The sequence below is a fragment of the Bifidobacterium erythrocebi genome (assembly GCF_012932675.1).
Taxonomy (GTDB): Bacteria; Actinomycetota; Actinomycetes; order Actinomycetales; family Bifidobacteriaceae; genus Bifidobacterium; species Bifidobacterium erythrocebi.
In genome coordinates this window covers 79,290-98,463 of record NZ_JAAIIF010000006.1, presented here as the reverse complement: position 1 = coordinate 98,463, position 19,174 = coordinate 79,290, and the positions used below count along the sequence as shown (strand labels likewise).

The window sequence follows — 19,174 nt, the reverse complement described above, 5'->3', positions numbered from 1 at the left end:
CAGCCGCTCGACGCAGGAAAACGCCCCCGCAGGAATATGCGAAGGGCGTCAAAGACCCGCGTAGATGGCGGGAACCACCACAGAGATCAGCATGGCCGCGGCGATGACGATGCACACCGTCCGCGTCACCACGCGACGGCGGTGCTCGCGCATCTCGCGCTCATTCCGCTGATCGTTACTCATAGGGCAGAAGTGTACGCAACAGCGCGGATTTTGCACACGATTACGCCGATGGTTCCATAACGACGGTTCCATAATGTGATTCCCCGGGGAACGTGTGTCCCGTTGCAACGCAAGAATGAGAGGCATGGAAATGCGATCTGCAAAACTAATGAATGGACGTGTATTCGCGGGCGCTCGCGCCCTCTACCGCGCCGCCGGCGTGGATGGCAAGGATTTCGGCAAGCCGATCATCGCCATCGCCAACTCCTTCGATGAGTTCCTGCCGGGCCATGTTCACCTGAACAAGGTCGGACGCCTTATCTCCGAAGCCATCAAGGAAGCTGGCGGCATCCCCCGCGAGTTCAACACGATGGCCGTGGACGACGGCATCGCCATGGGCCATACCGGCATGCTGTACTCGCTGCCGAGCCGCGACATCATCGCCGACACCGTGGAGTACCAGGTGAACGCGCACTGCGCCGATGCCCTGATCTGCATCCCGAACTGCGACAAGGTCGTGCCGGGCATGCTTATGGCCGCGCTGCGTCTCAACATCCCGACCGTGTTCGTCTCCGGCGGCCCGATGGAAGCCGGCACCACCGTGCTGCCCGACGGCACCGTGAAGAAGAACACCGATCTGATCGACGTGATGTATGCCTCCGCCGACGACAACCTGGACGAGCAGGATCTGCTCGCCTATGAGAAGACCGTCTGCCCGACCTGCGGTTCCTGCGCCGGCATGTTCACCGCCAACTCGATGAACTGCCTGACCGAGGCCATCGGCCTGGCACTGCCGGGCAACGGCACCATCCTGGCCTCCCACTCCTACCGCAAGGATCTGTTCAAGCGCGCCGCCGAGCAGGTCGTCAAGATCGCCAAGCAGTACTACGACGATGACGACGACTCCGTGCTGCCGCGCTCCATCGCCACCAAGGAAGCCTTCGAGAACGCCATGACCATGGATGTGGCCATGGGTGGCTCCACCAACACCGTGCTGCACATCCTCGCCATGGCGCAGTCCGCCGACGTGGACTTCACGCTGGACGACATCGAGCGCATCTCCCACACCGTGCCGTGCATCTGCAAGGCCTCGCCGTCCGGCGAATGGGAGATCTCCGACGTGCACCGCGCAGGCGGCATCACCGGCATCCTCGGCGAGCTCGACCGTGCGGGCAAGCTGCACCGCGACGTGCACTCCATCGACTACAAGTCCCTGGAAGACAAGCTCAACGATTGGGACATCATGCGCGACACCTGCACCGAGCAGGCCAAGCAGATGTACCTGGCGGCACCGGGCCACATCGTCTCCCCCGAACCGTGGACGCACACCACCCTGTTCGATTCGCTCGACCGCGACCGTGTGAACGGCGCCATCCACGACATCGACCATCCGGCAGTCACCGAAGGCGGTCTGGCCGTGCTGCGCGGCAACCTTGCGCCTGACGGCTGCGTGGTGAAGACCGCCGGCGTGCCGAAGGAGATCTGGACGTTCCGCGGCCCGGCACTGGTCGTCGAATCCCAGGAACAGGCCATCGAGGTCATCCTCAACGACACGTTGAAGCCCGGCATGGCGCTCGTGATCCGCTACGAGGGCCCGAAGGGCGGCCCGGGCATGCAGGAGATGCTGTACCCGACCTCCTTCGTCAAGGGCAAGGGCATCGGCAAGCAGGTGGCCATGCTCACCGACGGCCGTTACTCCGGCGGTTCCTCCGGTCTGGCCATCGGCCACATCGCGCCCGAGGCCGCGAACAAGGGCCCGATCGCGCTCATCAAGAACGGCGACATCATCAACATCGACATTCCGAACCGTACCGTGAACGTCGAGCTTTCCGACGAGGAGCTGGCTCAGCGCCGCGCCGAGCTCGAGGCCGGCGACGGCTACGTGGCTCACCGCGACCGCAAGGTGTCCCAGGCGCTGAAGGCCTACGCCGCCTTTGCGCGTTCCGCCGATAAGGGCGCCACCCGCGACCCGGAGCTGATCGACAAGCTCTCCGGTCTCGCCTGATAGTCGATCAGTCGATTTGATTATGGGCGTTGTGCCGCCGCCCGCATCACGCGGCACTCCCGGATGGGGCGCAGCCGAATGGCTGTGCCCCATCCGTGGTTTTCCGGCACTTCTCTTGTCTCCTTTTCTTTGTAATTCCCTCTTCCCCGCCGACAGTCGGGCACCACCATGCCAGCACTTGCACCGGGGTGTATCGTGTGGGGTATGACGACGATGAAAGAGATTGCGCAGCAGACGGGGGTATCTGTCTCCACGGTGTCGCTGGTGATGAACCACCACGACGAGGGAAGGGTCAAGGCGGAGGTCGCCTCCCGCGTAAGGGAGACGGCACGTAGACTCGGTTACAAGGTCAATCCGATGGCTCGTTCCCTACGCACCAACAGCACCCGCATTCTCGGCTTCATCAGCGACGAGGTGGCCACCACCCCGTATGCAGGCGGCATGATCCTCGGCGCGCAAAGCGCGGCAAGCCAGCTCGGCTACATGCTCATCACCGTCAGCACGGACGGCGGCATGAAGGAGGACGACGAGATCGAGGCGCTGAAACGCTACGGCGCGGACGGTTTCCTGTACGCGGAGATGTCGAACCGCGTCACCGATGTTCCGGAGAAGCTGCGCGACTACCCCGTGGTGCTCACCGACGCGACCGACCGCAACGGCGCGATTCCCAGCGTGGAGCCGGACGAGTTCTCCATCGCGTACGACGCCACCACGCATCTGGTCCAGGCCGGGTGCCGACGCATCGCATACATCGGCTGCAGCAGGCCGATGATCGCGCAGGACGGCAGACTGGCTGGTTACCGCGCCGCCATGGAAGAGGCCGGCAAACGCTATGACGAGAATCTGGTGGTGAACGTGCTGGAGCCGAAATCCGCGCTGCAGGCCGTCTCCGACATGTTCGATCGCGAACAGCCTGATGGCTTCTTCTGCTTCAACGATGCCCGTGCCTGGTATGTCTACGAGTGCGCGGCGCGGCGCGGACTGACCATCGGCAAGGACATCTCAGTGGTGGGCGTGGACAACCACCGTGTGTTCGCGGAGACGCTGTACCCGCAGCTGACCACCGTGGAGCTGCCGCATTTCGAAATGGGATTCTGGGCGGCGGCCAAGCTGGTGTCGATCATCGAGGATCGCCCGCTGGACGACTTCGTGTGGCCGAAGACCACCGCCCCCATGCCGCCCATCGATGCGCCGATTCCTGCGAAGATCCACTGCACGCTGCTGGAGAAGGGATCGGTGGCGAGGCGGTAGCGGACCCGTTGGCCGTACGCGATGCGTTGCTGGCGGTTCCATGCCGCAGGTGGATACCGTCAGCGGCAAAACCGCACATCGCACGTGTGAGGTTCACCCAGATTCAACGCCCTAATGTATTGCAAACGTGTGCAATAGCGTCAGACGCACGAAAGGCATCTCCCCTTCCGTCTATAGCAATTTCGGCAAAAGGGTTCGTATTGCTTAATTTACGGCCCTGCACCATTTTGCAACCGATGTCATCACCTTTCATGCGACTCGCCGAGACTCCCCGGTAGACCCTTCATAGTTTCTGCGATTTTGCACCAGAAATCGTCGTTTAGACAAAGTTGCAAATATTTTCATTTCGAACTCAAAACGTAAATCGTTTGACGTAAATCGTTTGACGATGTATCATATAACCATGCTGTTTCGGTAACGGCATTGCAGCCACCACCGGAGCGCACAACATCAAACGTGCTCGCGCAGCAGCGGGTGCTTAAGAAAAAGGGAAATACAATGGCAAGTGCACATAAGTCTGCGTGGAAGAACCCTTCCTATCTGCAGAGCTCTTTCGGCATCTTCATGTTCTTCTGCTCGTGGGGCATCTGGTGGTCCTTCTTCTCCAGGTGGCTCACCGACCCGACCCACGGCCTGGGTATGACCTCCGCCCAGCAGGGCCAGATCTACTCCATCAACTCGCTGGCCACCCTGGTCATCATGTTCGTCTACGGCACCATCCAGGACCAGCTGGGCATCAAGCGTAAGCTCGTCATCTTCATCTCCGCCGTGGCGGCCTGCGTCGGCCCGTTCGTGCAGTTCGTGTACGCCCCGATGCTGCAGGCCGGCGGCACCACCCGCTTCATCGGCGTGCTCATCGGCTCCATCGTGCTGTCCGCAGGCTTCATGGCCGGCTGCTCCCTGTTCGAGGCCGTCACCGAACGCTACTCCCGTAAGTTCGGCTTCGAATACGGCCAGTCCCGTGCCTGGGGCTCCTTCGGCTACGCCATCGTGGCCCTGTGCGCAGGCTTCCTGTTCAACATCAACCCGCTGCTGAACTTCTGGGTCGGCTCCATCTGCGGCCTCGGCATGCTGTGCGTCTACGCCTTCTGGGTTCCGGCCGAGCAGAAGGAAGAGCTCAAGAAGGAAGCCGATCCGAACGCGGCTCCGACCAACCCGTCCTTCAAGGAAATGGTCTCCGTCCTCAAGATGCCGACCCTGTGGGTGCTCATCGTCTTCATGCTGCTGACCAACACCTTCTACACCGTGTTCGACCAGCAGATGTTCCCGAACTACTACGCTTCCCTGTTCCCGACCACCGAGATCGGCAACGCCACCTACGGCACCCTGAACTCCTTCCAGGTGTTCCTCGAATCCGCCATGATGGGCGTCGTCCCGATCATCATGAAGAAGATCGGCGTGCGCAACTCCCTGCTGCTCGGCGCAACCGTCATGTTCCTGCGCATCGGCCTGTGCGGCGTGTTCCACGACCCGGTCTCCGTCTCCATCGTCAAGCTGTTCCACTCCATCGAGGTCCCACTGTTCTGCCTGCCGGCGTTCCGCTACTTCACCCTGCACTTCGACACGAAGCTGTCCGCCACCCTCTACATGGTCGGTTTCCAGATCGCGTCCCAGGTCGGCCAGGTGATCTTCTCCACCCCGCTGGGCTCCCTGCACGATCACCTCGGTGACCGCCCGACCTTCTTCACCATCTCGGGCATCGTGCTGGCGGCCCTGATCTACGGCATCTTCGTGATCAAGAAGGACGACCAGGAAGTCGGCGGCGACCCGTTCTACACCGACAAGCAGCTCAAGGCCATGGAAGAGGCCAAGACCGAAGCCTGATCGACAACCGTTCATTCTCACCACTCCAAGCGGTATCCGGCTTGTCCTCCTTCCCGCCGGATACCGCTTTTCTCTTCCATTCACACCACTCCTTCCCCATTCCCACACACGCCTCACGTCTCATCGGATGGCGACACACAGAAAGACGATCAACGATGACTGACTTCACTCCGAACGAACCGGTGCTCACCCCCATCAGGGACCACGACAAGGAACTCGCCAAGGCCGAGGCCTCCGTGGCCGAGTTCGCCGCCAAGCGCAACAACCGCTGGTACCCGAAGTTCCACATCGCCTCCAACGGCGGCTGGATCAACGACCCGAACGGCCTGTGCTACTACAAGGGCCGCTGGCATGTGTTCTACCAGCTGCACCCCTACGGCACCCAGTGGGGCCCGATGCACTGGGGCCACGTCTCCTCCACCGACATGGTGAACTGGAAGCGCGAACCGATCATGTTCGCCCCCTCCCTGGAACAGGAAAAGGACGGCGTGTTCTCCGGTTCCGCGGTGATCGGCGACGACGGCAAGCTCAAGTTCTACTACACCGGCCACCGCTGGGCCAACGGCCATGACAACACCGGCGGCGACTGGCAGGTGCAGATGCTCGCCGAGCCCGACAACGACGAGCTGACCAGCGCCACCAAGCGCGGCATGATCATCGACTGCCCGACCGACAAGGTGGACCACCACTACCGCGATCCGAAGGTCTGGAAGACCGGCGACAAGTGGTACATGACCTTCGGCGTCTCCTCCGCCGAAAAGCGCGGCCAGATGTGGCTGTTCTCCTCCGACGACATGGTCCGCTGGACCTACGAGCGCGTGCTGTTCGAGCACCCGGACCCGAACGTGTTCATGCTCGAATGCCCCGACTTCTTCCCGATCCGCGACGCGCAGGGCAACGAGAAGTGGGTCATCGGCTTCTCCGCCATGGGCGCCAAGGCCAGCGGCTTCATGAACCGCAACGTCAACAACGCCGGTTACATGATCGGCACCTGGGTCCCCGGCGAGGCGTTCGTGCCGGAAACCGAGTTCCGCCTGTGGGATTGCGGCCACAACTACTACGCCCCGCAGTCCTTCAACGACGGCAAGCGCCAAATCGTCTACGGCTGGATGAGCCCGTTCGTCGCCCCGATCTGCATGGAGAACGACGGCTGGTGCGGCAACATGACCCTGCCGCGCGAGATCACGCTGGGTGCGGACGGCGACCTGCACACCGCGCCGGTGGCCGAGATGGAGGGTCTGCGCGAGGACACCATCGACCTGGGCGAGATCAACCTGGACGTCAATGAGGAATCCGTCATCCTCGACGACGCCGAAGCCGTGGAGATCGAGATGACCATCGACCTGGCCTCCTCCACCGCCGAACGCGCCGGCCTGAAGGTGCACGCCACCGAGGACGGCGCCTACACCTACGTGGCGTACGACGACCAGATCGGCCGCGTGGTCATCGACCGCCAGGCCAACGCCCAGGGCGATCGCGGCTACCGCGCCGCGCCGCTCTCCCCCGAGGAGCTGGCTTCCGGCAAGCTTTCGCTGCGCGTGTACGTGGACCGCGGCTGCGTCGAGGTGTACGTGAACGACGGCCGTCAGGCGATGAGCTCCTACAGCTACGCCTCCGAAGGTCCGCGCGCCATCAAGCTCGAATCCGAATCCGGCACCCTGAAGGTCGAATCCCTCAAGGTCCACCACCTGAAGTCCATCGGCCTGGAGTAATCCGGTTCACGCCACTCCACACCACTCCGCACGGGCGGAAGCGCATCCCCGCGATTCAACCGGGAAACGTCATTCCGCCCCCTCAATTCCAGGGCAGCAGCACATCCCCCTTCCCCTTCCCGCCGCATTCGCGGCGAGTGCTGCTGCCCTTCTTTCATACCCAAAACGCTTCCGCTTTTCGCTTGCTCTTTCTCTTGTCCTTTCGCCCGTTCCTCCGTCTCTTCCCACCCGTGTCCCCGCATCCGCCCTATACTGGTCTGCCGGTAACAGACATTTCTGGCCGGCGTTCGGGCAGGCTCCTCACCTTACTGATCTTCCGCCGCCGGCCGCGTGGGCGCCCACTTTGGCGCGGAAAGCAAGGTGAACGATGGCTCTTGGGCGCGTTCGGCACGGACTTCTTACTACTGCGAAACATACTCTGCAACGCCGCATCCCCACGATCGTGACAGTGGCGCTGCTGCTTGTGGCTTGGGAAGCGTGGGTGCGTCTCGCCCACGTGCCGCCCACCATGATCGCCTCGCCGAGCGAGATCGCACAGGCGACCGTCGAGACCTGGCCCACGCTGTGGCCCGCCACGCAGACCACCCTGTTCGAAGGCACGGTCGGATTCCTGCTCGCCGTTGCCTGCGGCATCCTGATCGGCATTCTGCTGTACTGCTCGCGCATCGCGAACGCGGCCCTGTTCCCCCTGCTGTCCGCCGCGCAGACCATGCCGTTGATTTCCATCGCGCCGCTGTTCCTGATCTGGTTCGGCTTCGAAGTATCCGGCAAGATCGTAATCGTGGCCGTGTTCGGCCTGTTCCCCATCGCCGTGCAGACGATCCGCGGACTGGAAGCGGTGCCGCAGTTCTATTCGGACGTGGCATTGACCTGCGGGGCGACCCGCACGTGGACGCTGTGGCATGTGAAGCTGCGCGTGGCCGCACGGCAAATCTACGGCGGCATCCGCGTGTCCGCCGCGTACATCTTCGCCACCGCCGCCACCGCGGAATATCTGGGCGCGCGCAAGGGCCTCGGCATCTGGCTGCAGGCCGCCTACAACTCGTTCCGCACGCCGCTCATCTTCTCCGCCACGCTGGTCATCATCGTCATCACCTGCGTGCTCATGTGCCTGGTGAACCTGAGCGAGCGCATACTGCTCGGTCCCGTCGGCGAGGACATGGACCCGGACGCGGGGCAGTGAGCGTCTGCCCGCTCCTGAAAGCCAGATGGTGGTCGGTTCGGTCGTTTTCGAGCCCGAAAACGACCGAATGAACCACCAAGTGCGGCACAGTGAATGAGACAACCGGTTACAGGCGAACTTTCTGCACCGCATCCTTCAGCGCCTCGACCTTGTCAAGCCTCTCCCACGTGTAGTCCGGATCGTCATGACCGAAATGCCCGTAGGCCGCGGTCTTGTAGTAGATCGGGCGTTCCAGGTCAAGTTGGTCGATGATCGACAGCAACCGGAAGTCGAACACCTGCTCCACCGCCTTTTGGATGATCTCGCGTGGAACGGTTTCCGTGCCATACGTCTCCACGTCGATGGAGACCGGCGCACCCTGACCAAGGATGAAACCGAGCGTCACCTGCGCACGATGGGCGAGACCGGCGGCCACGATGTTCTTCGCGGCCCATCGCGCCGCGTATGCTTCGGAACGATCGGCCTTGTGCGGATCCTTGCCGGAGAACGCGCCACCGCCGTGCGCGGCGATGCCACCGTAGGTGTCGACGATGACCTTGCGCCCCGTCAAGCCGGCATCGGAATGCGGCCCGCCCTGAATGAACGGAGTACGGTTGATGACGATTCGCGCCTCGGAATAATCAAGCCCGAATGTATCCAGCACTGGTTCGAGCACCTGCTCGCGCACTTGGCTGCGCACATCCTCCACCGAAATCTCCGGACTGTGCTGCGTGGAGATAAGCACCGCGGCGAACCGCAGGGCGCGGCTCAGATCCTCGTTGTATTCGACGACCACTTCCGTTTTGCCGTCCGGCCTGAGCTGCGGGATAGTGCCGTCCTTGCGCACCTGCGCCAGTCGTTGCGCCAGCGCGGTGGCCGCCGCATAAGGCAGCGGCAGGTACTGTGGCGTCTCATCGGTCGCATAGCCGACGACGAGCCCCTGATCGCCGACGAACGTATCGTAGATGCGCTCCTTCTCCTCCTCGGTCTGCGAATCCTCCTGACCGTAATCGCCCAGATCGGACGAGAAATCACGCGGCCAGATGTTGTTGATGATGCCGGCGCCCTGCGGATCGAGGCCGCTGTCGGCATCCGTGTAGCCGATTTCCGCGGCCGCTTGCCGTGCGATCTGCGCATGGTTCAGCGTGAACGGCGCCGAGATCTCGCCCTGCAGCGAGATCAGCCCCTCCTTCACCACGGTTTCCACGGCGACGCGGGAATCCGGATCCTTGGCCAGGTAGGCGTCGAGAATGGCGTCCGAGATCTTGTCCGCGACCTTGTCGGGGTGGCCTTCGGTGACGGATTCGGAAATGAGATAACGAGACATGTTGTTGTCCTTTCATGGGCCATGCCCTATCGCACGGCCCGTATGATCGGCGCCCGGGCGGCCTCCATGGTCATGACCGGTCGCGGGCGAATATTAGTTGTACGGTTTTGCAATGATCGGCGGCGGCGAGTGCCTGTGCGCATACGCCGGCCTGGGGCTCGGTCACATATGGCCGAGTCGCTGTTGGGATTTGTTCGGATGTTCTCGAACGTCCGGCCCGTCAGTGCGCGGCAGCCGGTTTCGTGGCGATGATGGCCACGTAATTGCCTTGCGTATAGCCGGCAACCGGGTCCTCGACGGCATCGTTCTGGAACGTGGAATTCGCCAGTACCGTCTGCCTGAACTGCAGATCGACGAAACCGATGCGTTCAAGCAGTTCGATGTAGAACGTCGTCACATGCCAGTTCGGCTTATACGTCGGCTCCTTGCCCTGTGCGATGTCGAAGAACGCCGTGCCGGAAAGCAGGTCGGCATACGGGCTGCGGTCGAGGTCGGGGTGCTCATACACCGTGAACAGCAGAATGCCAAGCGTGCTTTCCTTGGGAACGTCGGAGAGAATCAGACGCCCGCCGGGGCGAAGCGCGTCGAAGTTCTTTCGGAAAGTCTCCTCCAAGTTCTCATCGTCGATGAATCCATGGCTGGACCCGTTGTAGTAGATGGTGTCGAAGGATTCCTTCTCATACGGGTATTCCTCCGCAATGCCATGCCACGCGTGGAACCCCTTGCTCTGTATCGCCGGGAACAGCGCGTCCGAAGGCTCCACGATCTCGTCGACGGTGAAACCGTACCGTTCGCGTAGGCTCTCCTCCACATCGCCGGTTCCCGCACCGATCGAAAGCGTGCGCCCCGGAACCTTGGTGGTCAGCGCGGACCATAACAGACGTAGGCGGGATTCGGTGATATTCGGTCGTTCCGTATAGTGACGTTCGAAACGGTGGTATTCGAATCCGTCATTCGCGCCATCAGTAGTCATAGATTATCCTTTGCAACGAAAATAAGTATGCTTTTTCCCTCTTAAAAAACATAATTGTATACAATTAACGCTAATAAAAAATTTCGTATTTCTATAGCGAAAGCAATGCGCAGCACCGTAGTGGAATACGGACAAGACGGCAGGCAATACAGTCGCGGAACGCCTCATAGCGACACGGCACCCAGTGCTGCGCACAGTAAAATAAGACCAATAATCACCAAGCCACAAGGCTTGATTTCAGGCTCTTTTCCCGAGTTTATTCCAAACTCAGCGAGCCATACATTCCATGGACATCATGGACATCATGGACATCATCATGGAATCCTTCATACAACACATCCACTTGTTTCCTTCATTGGAAATCATCGTCATACGTGACATTGTTCGGACTCCTTTCCTTGATGTTGATGGTGAACCAGGCATCCAACTGCTCTAGCCCCACGACCAACCATAACGGACATCGAATTGCGACGCAACCACGCGGATATAATTTCTTTTTATACGATGTTTATTTGCATTTATTTATAACAGAAATTGCTAGATAAATATAAACTATTTCGCCCCACCACCCGAATTTGCCACTTGGCGGTCAGTTCGGTCGTTTCCGAGTACGAAAACGACCGAACCGACCACCATTTGCGGCACAACGGACGGAAGGACTGCCAGCGTCTCCTCTCCCCCACGTCACACCGGACCGTATAATGGGTGGCGCTGTTCAGCCAGTGTGTGGCAAACCGGCTCGCCGGGGGCATTGGACGAACGGGGCTGGGCCCTGTCGTATCGTTTTCTGCCCGATTCCCGTTCGCAGCGCATCCCTAGAGAACGATCGCTTAGCAGGATTCAGGGGAATCATCAGTATGTTCATTCGCCGCATTCATCACATTCGCCACAGCATCAGCCCACAACGCACGCACGGCGCAGTCCGCAGGCTGCTCGCGCTGCTTTCCGCCATCGCCATGACCGCGACCGTCGCCGCATGCGGTCAGGCAAACACCACCAATGCCACCGGCACCGACGGCACCACCAAAGTCACCTTCATGCTTTCCTGGGCGCCCGACACCAACCATATCGGCGTGTATGTGGCGAAGAACAAAGGCTATTTCAAGCAGGCAGGGCTCGACGTCGACATCGTGGCCGTGGCACAGGCCGGAGCCGAACAGGCGGTGAACAACGGGCAGGCCGATTTCGCGCTGTCGAATCTGACGAACGTGGGCGTCTATGCCGTCAAGGGCGCGAAGATCAAGCAGGTGATGCAGGTGCAGCAGAAGCCGAGCGCCATCTGGTGCGCGCTGGCGTCCAACACCTCGATCACGCGACCGAAGGATCTGGACGGCAAGACGTTCGCCACGTTCGGCTCCAGCGAGTCCGACGCCGTGGTCCGTCGCATGATCCAGACCGACGGCGGCAAAGGCGAGTTCGACAAGGTGACCGTCGGCACGTCCACGTTCCAGACACTTTCCAGCGGCAAAGCCGATTTCGGCGGCTTCTACGCCACGTGGGAAGGCGTGCAGGCCAGCATGTACGGCCCGAAACTCAACTGCTTCACTGAGCCCGACTACGGCGTGCCCGGCAATGCGGACACCATCGGCATCATCACCAACGACAAGACCATCTCCACCAATCCGACTCTTGTACGGAAATTCGTGCAGGCCGCCAAAAAGGGTTACGAATACGCGTACTCGCACCCGAACGACGCCGCCTCGATCCTCGTCAAGGAGGCTCCCGACGCGAATCTGAAGCCGGCGTTCGTCAAGCGCAGCATGAAGACGATCGTGGACGGCAACTATTGGGGTGATCCCGCCAAAATCAAGGATGGTTCGTTCACGTTCGGCACGAACGACGTGAAGGGCGCGCAGGAGTACTTCGACTTCCTTGCCAAGGAGGACGCATACACAGATTCGCACGGTACAGTGGTGCATAACGCGCCGAAGGCCAGGGATCTCGCCACCGACGAATTCCTCAAATAGGCCTTCCGGACGAGCCGGCCGGGCGTACCGCAACGTGTGCGATACACCGCGCCCGGCCCGTCTTCCAACGCTTTCGTCAATCCGATTCGGAAAGGAAGTGCCATGAACACCCGCAAACTCATCCTTGACGTGGACACCGGAATCGACGACGCCCTCGCCCTTGCCTACCTCGCCACATTCAGCCACAGCCATGTCGAACTGCTTGGCGTGATCGGCACATATGGCAACGTAGCCGCCGACACCGCCGTGCGCAACACCCGTCATGTGCTTGGACTCCTGGGGCGCAGCGATGTGCCGGTGATGCGCGGGGCCACGCATCCTTCCTGGGCGGCTGCGTTCATCCCCGACGCCGGCTGCGCGCAATTCCATGGCACGGATGGGTTGGGCGGATTCGGACCGGGACGCGCGGCACGAATGGATGAACTGGACGGGAACGTTGATTATTCGGCCGGTTCGGACGGGAACGTTGATTATTCGGCCGGTTCGGACGGGAACGTTGATTCGGACGGCTCGGACGTTCAGGATTCGCTGGTGTCCGTACCTGCTTATCTGCCTGTTCGGCCACCCGCCGATACGCCAGATGATTGTTCGGATTCGACGAAGGCCGACGGGCCGACCATCAGCAGCCTGATTTCCGTCGGTGGGTACGCATCGCATGATCCGCATGCGAACCCCGCAGGTGGCGCGCTCGCGCTTTCGTTCGTCACATGCGACGATGCGGCGTGCGGACCTGCGAACGACGGTTCTGCCGACGCGTCCGCCGGCGGCTCCACCGACGTGTCCGAAGGCGTACGGTTCATCATCGACACCGTCCGCGAATACGGCACCGACGTCACGGTAGTGGCGACCGGACCGCTGACCGACATCGACACGGCGTTACATGTCGCGCCGGACATCGCAGGCAAACTCAGGCTGGTGATGATGGGCGGCACACTCACCCAGGAGGGCAACTGCTGGGACCTGACCGCCGAAACGAATATCATCCAGGACCCGGAAGCGGCGGACCGTGTATTCCACTCCGGCGCGGACATCACCATGGTCGGCTTGGACGTGACGCATCAATGCCTGCTCGGGCGCTCGGCTACGCGGCGCTGGAGGGAGATTGCCGACATGTTGGAACGAGGCGAGATAGGCCCGGCATCGGTCTTGGCCGATTCATCGTCAGATGCGCCTTCCGCTCCCTCTGCAGTTTCCACGGTTTCCGTGGCATCCGAACCGACACCAGCACCGTCACCAGCGGCTTTGCATCACCCGTTCAGCCCACAGGCATTGCGATTCCTTGCCGATATCGCCGACTTCTCCATCGCCGCCAATCTCAAGGCCGACGCGCGGCTCTTCTCTGCGGGCATGCCGTTGCACGACCCGCTGACCGCAGCCGTTGCCGTGGATCCGACGCTGGTCTCCTGTCTTGACCTGCCGATGAAGGTCGAAACGCAGACCGGCGATTTCCACGGAACACGCGGTCGCACCATCGGGGATCCGGAAGGGCTGGTCGATCCGCATGCGCCTCGTGTCCACGTCGCACTGCATGTCGATGCCGCACGTTTTATCAACGAATTCACGGACCGTATCGCCGGCGCTCGACACTGACATGCCTAGCGCGGCCTAGCCCCATCTATGTGGTCGGTTCGGTCGTTTTCGAGCCCGAAAACGACCGAACCGACTGCCAATTGCGGCCACATGGAACCTGCAGCTACCATGCCCGCCGCCTTGGCACACGAGCGCGTTCCAACCGCCGAGTCAACGCCTGCCTATCATCCAAGTCCGCGTAATACATGCGCACCATATCCACGCCGCGTCTGCCCAAACACTGCTGACGATCACGCTCATCATCGATGACCTGACGAATCGTACGCCCCGATGTCATCGATGGATCCACATACTTCTGCATCCCGTCAAGCTCGCCGGCGATCAATGTGCCGTCATCACGCTCCCACAGAAAATCCACCCTATGCACGCGACCGGGATGGCTCAGGCATGGAAACTCAGCCTGAATTCGATCCACCGGAAACCCCAATTCGTCCAGTACAATCCGGCACTCCGATTCCCCACCGTTCTCGCTTCCACCATCGCCCTTGGCAAGCACCGCACGAATGCGTTCCCTGTCGCGCAGCATCGGCAGCGCATCCACATATGCCAGCAGCTGTTCCCTGGTGATTTTCTCCTGCCGCAACGCGGAATCGATCGGCGCCATCGCATAACGCTGCGGCATCATCGCGGCGCAGTCGACCAGCGTGCGCGGAATCGAGGTGACGTTCGTATCGCCCAGAACCACGGCATCGGGATCCTGCAGCACGTGGTAGCGCATGTTCGCACGGTTCTTCGCGCGACGATGCCTATCCACAGCAACATGGATCGGACGCAGCTGCCGGTACGAACATTCCAAACCGTGCATGACAGCGGCACTTGCACCGCAGAACACCCATTTCTCATGCCATTGTCCCAATGAACGGATGATGTGCCGCAACTGCTCATGGGGATCCAAACGTTCCCAATACTCCTTCGCCGCATACAGTCCACGGTGCACCCGCACCATGCTCCCCCGTTTCACACGACGCCCTATGGCCTTGACATCCGTATCCCAGAACGGACGTATGCAGCATCGCTCCTGCTGCGCCTTCGCAATCAGGAGGATTAACGAACAATGTTTTTCCTTTTCACCCATTTGCGCAGTCTAAATGACTTTGCGGCATCGGGGCAACACCAGCACTGTGGATAAACAGCTGTTACGAAATGCGGATGGCGGTCGGTTCGGACGGAATCCGGCAGATGACAGTCGATTCGGTCGTTTTCAAGCCCAGAAACGACTGAATCGACTGCCAATTGCGGCGTAACAACCGAATGGACTACACAGCAGGAAAGTTGTAAAAATCCTGTGCCATATGCCATAGTCCGATAATTGGACCGATTTCTCCCATAAAGAGAGATAAGAAAACGGTGGATAAGGAAAGCCACAGCCAATCCGAAGTCAAGAACGAAGAATAATGCCCGACTCCTCCCCAACACAGAAAATGGCAGTCAATTCGGTCGTTTTTAAGCTGGAAAACGACCGAGAGGACCACCAATTGTAGCGAAACTGCCGAGCAGGACGCCAATTGCAGAAAATGCCGGGTGAGAGGCAAGAGCAGGAACCCTGCAGAATAAGACATGGCTTGGCAGGCGGGTAGAAAGAAATGGTGGTCGATTCGGTCGTTTTTAGGCTCAGAAACGACCGAATGGACAGCGCAAACGGGAAGGCTGAGGGAACACACATCCTGCGGCAACCGGCTTAGCGGAATGGCGGAATACGGGAAGTCGGTCGATTCGGTCGAAATCGGGTTTGAAAACGACCGAATGGACTGCCAACTGCAGCAAAACGACCGAATGGACTGCCGATTGCGGAGTACATTGCGGCGTCCACGGCTACTCGGATATGAAACCCGAGCAGCCCGGAACCACCCGAAACCGTCTACTTCTTCACGCCACCGAAACGGCGATCACGGTGGATGTAATGGTCGATGGAACGCCACAGCACCTCGCGGCCGCAATCCGGGAACAGCTCCGGCACGAAATCAAGCTCCGCGTAGGCGGCCTCCCATGGCAGGAAGTTCGAGGTGCGCTGCTCGCCGGAAGTACGGATCACCAGATCGCAGTCGGGAATATCCGGGTTGTACAGGTGCTCGGCGATCATCTTCTCCGTCACGCGATCACCGGAGATCTTGCCATCGCGAACCTCGCGCGCAATGGCCGCGCACGCGTCCGCAATCTCGGCGCGACCGCCGTAGTTCAGGCAGAACACCACATCGATGGTCTTGTTCTTCTTCGTCTTCTCCTGAGCCACTTCCAGCTCGTCGATCACGGACTTCCACAGCTTCGGGCGACGACCCGACCAGCGCACACGCACGCCCCACTCGTTCATCTGATCGACGCGGCGATGGATGATGTCACGCGAGAACCCCATCAGGAACCGCACTTCCTGCGGGCTGCGCTTCCAGTTCTCGGTGGAGAACGTGTACAGCGACAGATAACGCACACCTGCCTCGATGGCGCCCGCGATGGTGTCGAACACCACCGGTTCGGCGGCCTGATGCCCGTCGGTACGGATCAGTCCACGCTGCTGGGCCCAACGGCCATTGCCGTCCATGATCACGCCCACATGGCGCGGAACCTTGTTCTTGGGAAAATCCGGAATACGCGAGGGATCGGAAAAAGGCGCTGCAGGAACGCTCAGCGAAGTGTAATCGACGTTTTCAAAAGCCATAATCCCCAATGTAGCAAGTCCAACGGAACGAGCCGGGCCCGGAACGCCGCGGCATCTCACGCGCCCATGACGCGCAGGGACCTCAGCGGGCGTTCGAGATAGTATTCGGCCCATTCCTCGATAATCGCCCGCGTCTGCGGCATGGGCTCGCGCACCCCCTCCAACTCACGCCAATCGCCATCCAGCAACGCCTCCAGCTCGGCCCGTACCGGCAACGGGATCGGCTGCGCATGCGGCGTATGATGCGTGGCGCACAGCGCACCGCCGTCCGCCACGGAAAAATGCGTGACTTCACGGCTGTCGCACACCATGCATGAGGCGAGCCGCGGCGTCCAGCCGGCAAGCGACAGCGCGCGCATCACATATGATGCCGAGATAAGTCCGGGCGCATGCGCATGCTTCGCCAATGCGTTCAACGCGCCGGCAAGCAGACGGTATTGGGCGGTGATGCGCTCGTTTTCGGTCGACACGAGCTTGTCCGCGGTCTCGGCGATGACGCTGGCGGCGGTGTAGGAATCATAGTCGGCGCAGATCGGTCCGGCATAGGCGGAGATGGATTCGGCCTGCGAGATCGTGTCCAACGTACGTCCCTCGGCGATAAGCACGTCCACACGCATGAACGGTTCAAGACGCCCGCCGAACCGTGATTTCGCCCGCCGCACGCCCTTGGCGACGGCACGGACCTTGCCGTGGTCGCGGGTGAGCAGGGTGATGATGCGGTCCGCCTCGCCGAGTTTGGCGGTACGCAGCACCACGCCCTCGTCATGATACAAAGCCATGATCCGACCTCAGTACACGAACAGGCCCCAGAAGGCGAAGAAGAACAGGATATACATCATGGTCGCGGCGGTAAGCCAGAACAGCACGCGCGCGAACCGTGTCGTGGCGATCACCGGTTCCTCGCCCCGCACCATTCTGCGGATGGGCTCGCCCCGCAACGGCCAACGCAGTATGCCCTGGCGCGAAGCGGCCTCGATCAGACGCACGAACACGCGGGACCATGCCAGCACCACGAACGCGCACACGATTTTGATCACCGGCCAGCTCCACCAGATCATGCCCGGCTCGTCGGCCGATGCGGCGCCCCAGGCCAGGTGCACCACGGCCATGATCACCTGGAACAATCCGGCCACGAACAGCAGCAGCGTCGCCACCGTGGTCAGGGTCAATACCACGAGCACGTTGTCAAGGCCGTGCGCGAATCCCAACGGATGCCGCTCGCCCTTCATGCGCCCGCGAATCCACCGCACCAACGCGACCAGCCACATGACGCCGGTGGCAATGAGCAGAAGCAGCATGCTGACATGCAGCACGATGCCATACACGGTGCCGGCGCGTCTCGGCTGCAATTCCTGCGGCACGGCGATGGATTGGAAGATGGAGCTACCGGCCACGCGCTCGCTGGTCTGGCGAAGCCCGCTTACGGTGCCTTCCGCCCACGCGGTCATGTCGGTGACGTATTCGTCGGCGAGCAGCGTTCCGGTCTGTGCCTCGTCGCCGAGCCTGAGCACGTGGTTGGCCACCGGGTAGCTGCGCACGGTCACGTCCCAATTGCCTGCCTCATGGGCCTTGGCGAATATGCGTTTGACGCCTTCGACCTGCGCGGTCATCACGTCCTTCGACCCGTAGGCCACAAGCGTGGGAATCGAATAGGCGTTCGATTCGGGAAGATCAAGATCGAAATTATCCAGTCCGAACATCGCGGTGTCGGCGCTGAAGACGCGTCGCACGATCGACTGATAGCCCTCGTTCGCGCCGGCGAGCGCGAAATCCTGCGATACGAAGAACCCGAGCGATTCGCGCGGGCTGAACACCATGGGGCTGAGCAGCACCTGGAACGCCACGTTGGGGTCGTCTTTCAGCAGGTATTGCGAGATCCAGGTGGATTCGGACGTGGCGTAGATGCCGACTTTGGTGTCATCGACCGTGTCGAATCCGCGCAGCAGGTTGATCACATCGTCGTATACGCGGGCCGAAGCCGGGTAGTCGCGGTTCACGTCGGTGGTGTCCCATACGGGCTTGTCGATCACGGCGGTGACGAAACCGGCCGAGGCGAGCGTTTCCGCGACATCGCCGAACGAGTTGTATGCCGTGCCGAATCCCGCGCCGTGCATGAACACCACGCCGGGTCTTGCCCCATGTGCGCCGACCGGCTCCCGGACCAGCACGGTGACGGACTGCGTGCAGTTCTCGCCCTTGCCGCTTACATGCCAGGTATCGTCGGATTGCTCGTCGACCGCCGTCGCATGCGCCTTGCCGACCTGTTTGCCTGTGCGATCCACCGTGATATCGAGCGCACGCTCACGCACCTTGTAGTCGCCCGGCTTGTCCAGGTCGGCGTCGCCGCCATCCGCGGAGGCGAAGGTGACTGCGGTGTTGTTGGTGAGGGTGGCGATGATCTGACCGGTCGGATTGTTGTTCCACGGCACGGTGGTGAGGTTGGAGATGCCGATCAGCAGCCCGATCATCACGATGAAGATCGGCAGACCGACGGCAAGCCGATGCCAAATCGTCCAGGGTTGGGGGCTCGTATCCGATGCTTGCCTGTTAT

The 19,174-nt window shown here is 61.2% G+C and carries 14 protein-coding genes; 7 read left to right on the top strand and 7 right to left on the bottom strand.

Annotated features, from left to right (window positions below; translation table 11 throughout):
• Positions 1-48 precede the first annotated feature (48 nt).
• Positions 49-183: a hypothetical protein gene (locus G1C98_RS09435; RefSeq protein WP_277347557.1), complete on the bottom strand. Its 135-nt coding sequence runs from the start codon at positions 181-183 to the stop codon at positions 49-51.
• A 124-nt stretch (positions 184-307) separates the two neighbouring features.
• On the opposite strand from G1C98_RS09435, the gene ilvD reads away from it, so the two are divergent.
• The 5 genes from ilvD to G1C98_RS02230 all read left to right on the top strand — a co-directional run bounded on the left by ilvD (position 308) and on the right by G1C98_RS02230 (position 8,137).
• Positions 308-2,167 (top strand): dihydroxy-acid dehydratase, encoded by a 1,860-nt coding sequence (gene ilvD / locus G1C98_RS02250; protein ID WP_169078824.1) that lies wholly within the window; start codon positions 308-310, stop codon positions 2,165-2,167.
• A 204-nt stretch (positions 2,168-2,371) separates the two neighbouring features.
• Positions 2,372-3,418: a LacI family DNA-binding transcriptional regulator gene (locus G1C98_RS02245; RefSeq protein ID WP_169078823.1), complete on the top strand. Its 1,047-nt coding sequence runs from the start codon at positions 2,372-2,374 to the stop codon at positions 3,416-3,418.
• 498 nt (positions 3,419-3,916) lie between these two features.
• Positions 3,917-5,242 (top strand): MFS transporter, encoded by a 1,326-nt coding sequence (locus tag G1C98_RS02240; RefSeq protein WP_169078821.1) that lies wholly within the window; start codon positions 3,917-3,919, stop codon positions 5,240-5,242.
• Between the two features lie 155 nt (positions 5,243-5,397).
• On the top strand, positions 5,398-6,954 hold the full coding sequence (locus G1C98_RS02235) for a glycoside hydrolase family 32 protein (RefSeq protein WP_169078819.1): 1,557 nt from the start codon (positions 5,398-5,400) through the stop codon (positions 6,952-6,954).
• Positions 6,955-7,321: 367 nt separating this feature from the next.
• Positions 7,322-8,137, top strand: a complete 816-nt coding sequence (locus G1C98_RS02230; protein ID WP_169078817.1) for an ABC transporter permease — start codon at positions 7,322-7,324, stop codon at positions 8,135-8,137.
• Positions 8,138-8,243: 106 nt separating this feature from the next.
• Here the strand turns inward: G1C98_RS02230 and metK are convergent, their stop codons facing one another.
• Together metK and G1C98_RS02220 are read right to left on the bottom strand one after the other, a co-directional pair.
• Positions 8,244-9,443, bottom strand: coding sequence for a methionine adenosyltransferase (gene metK, locus G1C98_RS02225; RefSeq protein WP_169078815.1), 1,200 nt, complete (start codon positions 9,441-9,443; stop codon positions 8,244-8,246).
• Between the two features lie 220 nt (positions 9,444-9,663).
• Positions 9,664-10,416, bottom strand: coding sequence for a class I SAM-dependent methyltransferase (locus G1C98_RS02220; RefSeq protein ID WP_169078814.1), 753 nt, complete (start codon positions 10,414-10,416; stop codon positions 9,664-9,666).
• Between the two features lie 956 nt (positions 10,417-11,372).
• Here G1C98_RS02220 and G1C98_RS02215 point away from each other — a divergent pair.
• Positions 11,373-12,383 carry an ABC transporter substrate-binding protein gene (locus G1C98_RS02215; protein WP_240944892.1) on the top strand — a complete coding sequence of 337 codons (1,011 nt, stop codon included), beginning with the start codon at positions 11,373-11,375 and terminating at the stop codon, positions 12,381-12,383.
• Between the two features lie 102 nt (positions 12,384-12,485).
• Positions 12,486-13,973: a nucleoside hydrolase gene (locus tag G1C98_RS02210; RefSeq protein WP_169078810.1), complete on the top strand. Its 1,488-nt coding sequence runs from the start codon at positions 12,486-12,488 to the stop codon at positions 13,971-13,973.
• A 103-nt stretch (positions 13,974-14,076) separates the two neighbouring features.
• Here the strand turns inward: G1C98_RS02210 and G1C98_RS02205 are convergent, their stop codons facing one another.
• The 4 genes from G1C98_RS02205 to G1C98_RS02190 all read right to left on the bottom strand — a co-directional run bounded on the left by G1C98_RS02205 (position 14,077) and on the right by G1C98_RS02190 (position 19,091).
• A complete protein-coding gene (locus G1C98_RS02205; RefSeq protein ID WP_169078808.1) occupies positions 14,077-15,048 on the bottom strand; it encodes a type IV toxin-antitoxin system AbiEi family antitoxin domain-containing protein in 972 nt (323 codons plus the stop codon).
• A gap of 783 nt (positions 15,049-15,831) precedes the next feature.
• Complete coding sequence (locus G1C98_RS02200; RefSeq protein WP_169078807.1) at positions 15,832-16,623, bottom strand: isoprenyl transferase; 792 nt, start codon at positions 16,621-16,623, stop codon at positions 15,832-15,834.
• 56 nt (positions 16,624-16,679) lie between these two features.
• On the bottom strand, positions 16,680-17,402 hold the full coding sequence (gene recO, locus G1C98_RS02195) for a DNA repair protein RecO (protein WP_169078805.1): 723 nt from the start codon (positions 17,400-17,402) through the stop codon (positions 16,680-16,682).
• A gap of 9 nt (positions 17,403-17,411) precedes the next feature.
• Positions 17,412-19,091: an alpha/beta hydrolase gene (locus G1C98_RS02190; protein ID WP_169079170.1), complete on the bottom strand. Its 1,680-nt coding sequence runs from the start codon at positions 19,089-19,091 to the stop codon at positions 17,412-17,414.
• Between the last annotated feature and the right edge of the window lie 83 nt (positions 19,092-19,174).

Bases quoted from the DNA above. Each gene is read 5' to 3' on its own strand.
- G1C98_RS02210 (WP_169078810.1), top strand. From the start codon at position 12,486: ATGAACACCCGCAAACTCATCCTTGACGTGGACACCGGAATCGACGAC.
- G1C98_RS02215 (WP_240944892.1), top strand. From the start codon at position 11,373: ATGACCGCGACCGTCGCCGCATGCGGTCAGGCAAACACCACCAATGCC.
- G1C98_RS02220 (WP_169078814.1), bottom strand. From the start codon at position 10,416: ATGACTACTGATGGCGCGAATGACGGATTCGAATACCACCGTTTCGAA.
- metK (WP_169078815.1), bottom strand. From the start codon at position 9,443: ATGTCTCGTTATCTCATTTCCGAATCCGTCACCGAAGGCCACCCCGAC.
- recO (WP_169078805.1), bottom strand. From the start codon at position 17,402: ATGGCTTTGTATCATGACGAGGGCGTGGTGCTGCGTACCGCCAAACTC.
- G1C98_RS02190 (WP_169079170.1), bottom strand. From the start codon at position 19,091: ATGATCGGGCTGCTGATCGGCATCTCCAACCTCACCACCGTGCCGTGG.
- G1C98_RS02245 (WP_169078823.1), top strand. From the start codon at position 2,372: ATGACGACGATGAAAGAGATTGCGCAGCAGACGGGGGTATCTGTCTCC.
- G1C98_RS09435 (WP_277347557.1), bottom strand. From the start codon at position 183: ATGAGTAACGATCAGCGGAATGAGCGCGAGATGCGCGAGCACCGCCGT.
- G1C98_RS02200 (WP_169078807.1), bottom strand. From the start codon at position 16,623: ATGGCTTTTGAAAACGTCGATTACACTTCGCTGAGCGTTCCTGCAGCG.
- G1C98_RS02235 (WP_169078819.1), top strand. From the start codon at position 5,398: ATGACTGACTTCACTCCGAACGAACCGGTGCTCACCCCCATCAGGGAC.
- ilvD (WP_169078824.1), top strand. From the start codon at position 308: ATGGAAATGCGATCTGCAAAACTAATGAATGGACGTGTATTCGCGGGC.
- G1C98_RS02240 (WP_169078821.1), top strand. From the start codon at position 3,917: ATGGCAAGTGCACATAAGTCTGCGTGGAAGAACCCTTCCTATCTGCAG.
- G1C98_RS02230 (WP_169078817.1), top strand. From the start codon at position 7,322: ATGGCTCTTGGGCGCGTTCGGCACGGACTTCTTACTACTGCGAAACAT.
- G1C98_RS02205 (WP_169078808.1), bottom strand. From the start codon at position 15,048: ATGGGTGAAAAGGAAAAACATTGTTCGTTAATCCTCCTGATTGCGAAG.